Raw genomic sequence first — 6318 nt, 5'->3', positions numbered from 1 at the left:
GGTGACCGACGATCCCAGCCACGCCATCGCTTATCAGCGCACGCTGGCCTCGCTCGGCACGGTCGAGCAGCGCGTCGCGAAGCTCAAAGACGGGGGCGCCAACGAACAGGAATTGCGCTCGCTGGAAGAGGGCCTGCGCTGGGCCAAAACGCTGGAAGACGAACAGCAGGCGGCGATCGCCGCCACCCGGCGCAGAGACGACGCCACGGCGCGGGCCATCGTCTTCGGACCGGAATACGAGCGCGAACTGGAGCGCGTTCGCTTCCTGATCGGTCGATTCCGCTACATGCTCGACCAACGCTCGGACGATTCCATCGAGCAGGCGAGCCAGGCGTCGCAGCGGCTGCGCTCGGTGTCCGAAGCCATGGTCGCGATCACGGCGGCGCTGTTCCTGCTGGTGCTGGGCTTCATCCTGAAGCGGCGTATCCTGCGTCCGGTCATGACCCTGAGCGACGTCGTCAACCGACTGGCCGACCAGGACTATACCGTGGAAACCCCGGCCTTCTCGCAAGTCGACGAGATCGGCGACATGGCGCATGCCATCCGCATTTTCCGCGAGAACGGACTGGAACGCCAGCGGCTGGAGCGCGAGCGCGACGCCGACTGGGCGGTGCGTGACCTGCTGGCGCGGATGACCCAGCGCCTGCAGGGCTGCGAGAGCGTGAGCGACCTGTTTGCTGTCGTCCGCCTGTTCGCCCCCGAGATCGCGCCGAGGCTTGCCGGGCGGCTCTATACCCTGGACAACCGCATGGACCTGATGGTCTGCGCGGCCGAGTGGCGCGGGTCGCATGGCGACGGCGCGGAAGGGCGCGGGCCGCGGGGCACCGATGCCGCGTTCGGCCCGGACGACTGCTGGGCGCTGCGACGCGGACAGATCCATGCGCCCGGCGGGGAGATGCTCGACGTGCCGTGCCGCCACGTGGCCCCGTCAGCGGCCCGGGCGACGATCTGCGTACCGCTGACCGCGCAGGGCGAGACGATCGGCCTGCTGGTGCTGGAGAACCTGGCGGCCGACCACGGGCCGGACGAGTCCACCGGCGTCTACATCGAACTGATGTCCGAGACGGTCGGGCTCGCGCTCGCCAACCTGAACTTGCGCGAGGTGCTTCACGAAAAGGCGCTGTTCGATCCGCTGACCGGCCTACGCAACCGGCATGAACTGGACGACACCTTGCGCCGTCTGGTCGCCACGGCGGATGCATCAGGCACGCCGATCGCCTGCCTGATGATGGACATCGACCACTTCAAGCGGCTCAACGACCGCTTCGGCCACGATGCCGGGGATCTCGTCATCCGCACTGTCGCCGCCGTGTTCGCGGGCGGCGCGCGCGAGGACGATCTGGCGCTGCGCTACGGCGGCGAGGAATTCCTGATGCTGATGCCCGGCGCGGACGAGGCGCTGGCGCTGGAACGGGCCGAGCGCATCCGCGAGCGCGTGGCGGGGCTCGACCTCACACACGAGGGGCAGCCCATCGGGCCGGTCACGGTCTCGCTGGGGATGGCGGTCTATCCTCATCACGGACCGATCCAGGCGCTGATCACCACTGCCGACGCTGCCCTCCTCCGCGCCAAGGAAGGCGGCCGCGACCGCGTCGTCGTCGCCACCCAGCGCAGCCGTGGCGGCGGCATGCCGGTTTCGGTCGGGGGCTGACGCCGCATCACGCCTCAAAGCTCATGGGCATGGCCCAGCGAGGCAAGGATATCGCGGCGCAGCGACTGCAGGGCCGGGCTGTCGCGGCGGCGGGGATAGGGCTCCTCGACCGTCACCTCGCGCACGATCCGCGCCGGGCGGGGGCTGAACACGACGATCCGCTGGGCCAGCAGCAGGGCTTCCTCGACATCGTGGGTGACCAGTAGGACAGTGAACCCGGCATCGCGCCACAGGCGCAGGATTTCGGTCTGTAGGGTCATGCGGGTCAGCGAATCCAGCTTTCCGAAGGGCTCGTCCAGCAGCAGCAGGCGCGGGTCGTTCACCAGCACGCGGGCCAGCGCGGCACGCTGGGCCATGCCGCCGGAAAGCTCGCTCGGCAGGGCCTGCTCGAAGCCTTCGAGGCCGACTAGGCGCAAGGTCCGGTCGGTCCGCGCGGCGGCTTCCTGCGGGTCCACGCCCTGCGCCTCCAGGCCGAGCGCGACGTTGCCGTGCACGCTGCGCCATGGATATAGCGTCGGGTCCTGGAACACGAGCAGCCGCGACGGATCGGGGCCGACTATGCGGACCTTGTCTGCGCCGAGTTTGCCCTCGGACGGAGCCTCAAGCCCCGCCAAAAGGCGCAGAAGCGTGGATTTTCCGCAGCCGCTGGGGCCGAGGAGGGCGACGAATTCGCCCGGCTCAATGTCGAGGGTGACGTCGTCCAGCACCGGCAGCGGGCCGCCGGGCGTGTCGAAAGCGTGGTGGACGCCGCGGGCCTGTACGGACAGGCCGGTGGTCGCGGGGGAATGGACCAGAGTTACCATCGAACGATTGCCTTCTGCCAGGCGAGCACGCGGTCGCGCACGGTGAAGAGGAGGGCGATCAGCCCCGAGAACAACAACGCCATCACGATCAGCGCACCGTAGAGGTTGGCATAGGCCGCCCACCCTTGCGCCCACTGCAGATACCAGCCGAGCCCGGCCTTGACGCCCATCATCTCGGCTACGATCAGCACGGCGAACGATGCGCCGAGGCCCATGAAAAGGCCGACGAAAACGTCCGGGAGCGCGGCCGGGATTGCCACTTTCAGGATCAGGAACCGCTCGCTCGCGCCCAAGGTGCGGGCGATGTCATAATACGCCGCATTGACGCCCTTGACGCCTGAGGACGTCAGCACCGCGACCGGAAAGGCGGTCGCCAGCGCGATCAGGAAGGTGCTGGCGCTCTGCGATCCGGGGAACACGAAGAACGCCAGCGGCAGCCATGCGGTGGCGGGCAGCGGGCCGACGAAACGCAGGATCGGGTGGCCCCAGTAGCTCGCCTGTTTCCACCAGCCGATGGCGACGCCGTTGGCGAAACCGACCGCTCCGCCGATCGCATAGCCCGGCAGCAGCAGGAGCAGCGAACGGGCCGCGCTTTCGAGCAATCGGGCGCTGTCGTCGGTGTAGACTTCGAGGATCGACTGGGGCGGCGGGAAGAACGGAAGCGGCAGAATTGCGGTCTTTGCGGTCAAAATCTGCCACAGTGTAAGTAGCACCGCACCCGCGCCGAGCCAGCGATCCCACGGCCGGAGTGCCGCCAGTCGGCCGCGATTTCCGGCGAATGCGAGGAGGCAGAGAGCGGCACTCAACGTGCACTCAATGGCACCCAGAAGCCCCGAACGCGACCATGGCGTGATATCCGGCCACGTCCAGGTGACCCCGGCGGCGGCGGCCCATGCCAGCGCTGCGACAATGCCGCCTCGCCACACCGGAGCGCGCGGGGAAGCCGGTTCGACGACCTCTTCACTGCGTCCGGCGAAGCGATCAGACGATAAGGCGAGGGCGCTGCTGCTCATGGCGTGTCCTTCATGCGAAAAGCTGCTCGACGGTGCGGCTGGCGAAACTTTGCGGATCGGTGGTCGGCTTCATCACGCCGACGTCGCGCAGTTCTCCGGCATAGAGCGCGACTTCGCGGTGGAGGTCGCGGCCGACCGGGTGGTGATCGTGGGTCTGCATCTTCAGCACCGCGACCAGATCCTCGACGCTGGCCTTGGCATAAGGCGCGAAGGCGCGCGCCACCGCCTCGGGCCGCTGCGAGCAGATCGAGGCCGCCGTCGTCAGCGCCTGCGCCAGCGCGACGCCGCTGGCGCGGTCGCGGCGCAGCAGGTCCCCGCTGGCGCCGAGCACGCAGCACACGCGGTCCTGCCAGGGGGCGGAGAGGTTGGAGAGCACCTCCACCAGATCGCCGCCCGAATTCTTCTGCAGCACGTAGGCGATCGGGTCGGAATCGACGAAAGCCTGGATCTCGCCCTTCTCGACCGCAGCGGCGAGGAGCGGCGCGGGGAATGCCTTCCATTCGACGTCGCGGTTCGGGTCGAGGCCGTTGGCCTTCAGCAGCACCGCCAGCGCATTGCGCCCGGCGCCGGTGATTTCCGAAAGGCCGATCGCCTTGCCGCGCAGGCTCTCCACCGCATCGGTGATCCCCGCCCGGCGCGATCCCAGTACGCGGATGCAGCCGCCGTGGGTGCCCGCGATCAGCCGCACGTCGAAGCCCTGTTCCAGCGGCTTGATCCAGCGCAGGATCATGCCGACCCCGGCGTCGGCCTTGCCGGTGGAGATCGCCTCCAGCAGCTGGTCGGTGGACCCGGCGAAGTTCATCAGTTCCACGTCGAGGCCGAAGCGCTCGTAGATGCCCTGTTCCTTGGCCAGCAGCGCGGGGGCGAGGCAGATGGCGTTGGCATTCCACGCCAGCGTGATCTTGCGCTGCCCTTTCGCATTGCGCGGCAGCGGCGCGGGCCGCGCGGCGGCATAGAGCCCGGCCGCCCCCGCCGCCGCGACCACGCCGCCCGCCAGCACGCTGCGCCGGTTGATGAGCGGACGCGGCGGCGGGGCTTCGGGTTCGGCAATATCGTCGTCAGGCGGCGTGAAAGTCATGCGGGCTCGCTTGCTTGGAAGGGAATGGAGACCCGTACGCCGGGGGCTTTCACGCGAAGTGCCCCGGCAAGGATCGATCCTGCTCAACAAGCCTAGCGCCGCGATCGTGCAAGACTATCCGGCAATGGCAATGTGACTATTGAGCTATCTCAACAGATGCCCGGGCGTCAGGCGCAGTCCACAAACTCTCAAGCCAGATCGCGCCGAACTCGTTTGTCGAACGCGGCGGCAGTGAACACAGGTTTCGCGAGACAACTTGTGCTTTCGGAGCTTCGACGATGGCGACCCGTATACTTGAACCCGCTTCGCTGCGCATTCCCGACGCCGCCACCTTGCAGGAAATCACCCGTAAGCTGGCAGCCAGCGCGCAGGACCACGACCGCGCCGCCACGTTCCCGCGCGCCAACTTCGACATTCTGGCCAAGGCGGGCCTCATCGGCCTGACGGTCGATCCAAAGCTGGGCGGCGCGGGCGCGGGCTATGCCGACACGCTGCGGGTGCTGGGCGCGGTGGCGAAGGGCGAGCCGTCCACCGCGCTCATCCTGTTCATGACCTATGCCTTCCACGCCGCCGAGAAGGCTGCCCGCTGGCCGCGTCCTCTCTACGAACGACTGGCGCGCGAGGCGGTGGCGGGACGCGGATTGATCGGCACGTTTCGCGTCGAGCCGGAACTCGGCACCCCGGTACGCGGCGGCCTGCCGAAGACCACCGCCACCCGCACCCCGCAAGGCTGGCGCATCAGCGGCGAGAAAATCTATTCTACCGGCTCCACCGGGCTCGACTGGTTCGTCGTCTGGGCGCGCACCGACGAGGCAGTCCCGCGCGTCGGCAGCTTTCTCGTGGACCCGGCGACGCCCGGCATCACCATCGTGCCCGAGTGGGACCACCTCGGCATGCGCGCCACGGTCAGCCACAAGGTCGTCTTCGAGGACGTGGCGATCCCGTCCGAACACGCGGTCGACGTCAGGCTCCCGGCCGAATGGGAAGCGTCGGCGGGCCAGGCTGCGGCCCAATCGCTGTGGAACGCGCTGGCGATCGCCACGATCTACGACGGGGTCGCCCGCGCCGCACGGGACTGGCTGGTCGGCTATCTCAACGCGCGGGTGCCCGCGAACCTCGGGGCTGCGCTGGCGACCCTGCCGCGCGTGCAGGAGAAGCTGGGCGAGATCGAGGCGCTGCTCTACACCAACCGCGCCCTGATCGCAGGCGCGGCGCGGGCGGCCGACGAAGGCGCGCTGCCCTCCGCCACCGAGGCCAACCTGATCAAGCATGTCGCCAATGCGAACGCGATCCAAGCGGTGGCGCTGGGGTTGGAACTGACCGGCAACCCGGGCATCAGTCGCAACAACCCGCTTGAGAGGCATTACCGCGACGTGCTGTGCAGCCGGATTCATTCGCCGCAGGCTGACACTGTGCTGGTCGGGGCAGGGCGCAAGGCATTGTTGGGGGTGTGAGGCGGGGACGAGTGTTTTCGTCCCGCCACTCCGCTCATGCTGAGCGGGACAGGTTGTCAGCTTGGGTGATGGGGTGGACGCCCCCCGACGGCATCGATGTGCCATAGTGGAGGTGTTGAACACCACTTGAGGAGGCGTCCGTGTCGGAAGTTACCACAATCGGTTTGGATATCGCCAAGAATGTTTTCCATGCGCATGGTGCGGATGCGCGTGGGCGAGCGTTGTTCAGTCGCAAAATCAGCCGCACCAAGCTGCTGGAATTCTTTGCCCAGCATCCGCGGTGCACGGTGGCGCTCGAGGCTTGCGGAGGCGCGCATCA

Annotated in this window: 5 protein-coding genes and 1 pseudogene; 3 read left to right on the top strand and 3 right to left on the bottom strand. The window is 68.2% G+C overall.

Translation table 11 applies throughout. The features are described 5' to 3' along the window. On the top strand, positions 1-1651 hold a 1651-nt coding region (locus LH128_RS22040), incomplete at its 5' end, for a diguanylate cyclase (protein ID WP_172705138.1). A gap of 14 nt (positions 1652-1665) precedes the next feature. On the opposite strand, the gene LH128_RS22035 is transcribed toward LH128_RS22040, so the two are convergent. The 3 genes from LH128_RS22035 to LH128_RS22025 are packed head-to-tail and all read right to left on the bottom strand — an operon-like array spanning position 1666 to position 4545. Further along, the gene (locus LH128_RS22035; protein ID WP_008831901.1) at positions 1666-2454 is read right to left on the bottom strand and encodes an ABC transporter ATP-binding protein; all 789 of its coding nucleotides are present in this window, start codon (positions 2452-2454) and stop codon (positions 1666-1668) included. Continuing rightward, positions 2448-3467, bottom strand: a complete 1020-nt coding sequence (locus LH128_RS22030; RefSeq protein ID WP_008831900.1) for an ABC transporter permease — start codon at positions 3465-3467, stop codon at positions 2448-2450. The genes LH128_RS22035 and LH128_RS22030 overlap by 7 nt, the downstream gene beginning before the upstream one ends. Positions 3468-3477: 10 nt before the next feature. Then, complete coding sequence (locus LH128_RS22025) at positions 3478-4545, bottom strand: ABC transporter substrate-binding protein (RefSeq protein ID WP_008831899.1); 1068 nt, start codon at positions 4543-4545, stop codon at positions 3478-3480. A 278-nt stretch (positions 4546-4823) separates the two neighbouring features. Here LH128_RS22025 and LH128_RS22020 point away from each other — a divergent pair, with 278 nt between their 5' ends. Then, positions 4824-5999 carry an acyl-CoA dehydrogenase family protein gene (locus LH128_RS22020; protein ID WP_008831898.1) on the top strand — a complete coding sequence of 392 codons (1176 nt, stop codon included), beginning with the start codon at positions 4824-4826 and terminating at the stop codon, positions 5997-5999. A 140-nt stretch (positions 6000-6139) separates the two neighbouring features. Further along, a pseudogene (locus LH128_RS22015) lies at positions 6140-6318 on the top strand (IS110 family transposase); the annotation flags it as partial.

The sequence above is a fragment of the Sphingomonas sp. LH128 genome, assembly GCF_000293195.2.
In the GTDB taxonomy this organism is placed as follows: Bacteria; Pseudomonadota; Alphaproteobacteria; order Sphingomonadales; family Sphingomonadaceae; genus Novosphingobium; species Novosphingobium resinovorum_A.
This window is presented reverse-complemented; position numbering and strand designations above follow the sequence as displayed.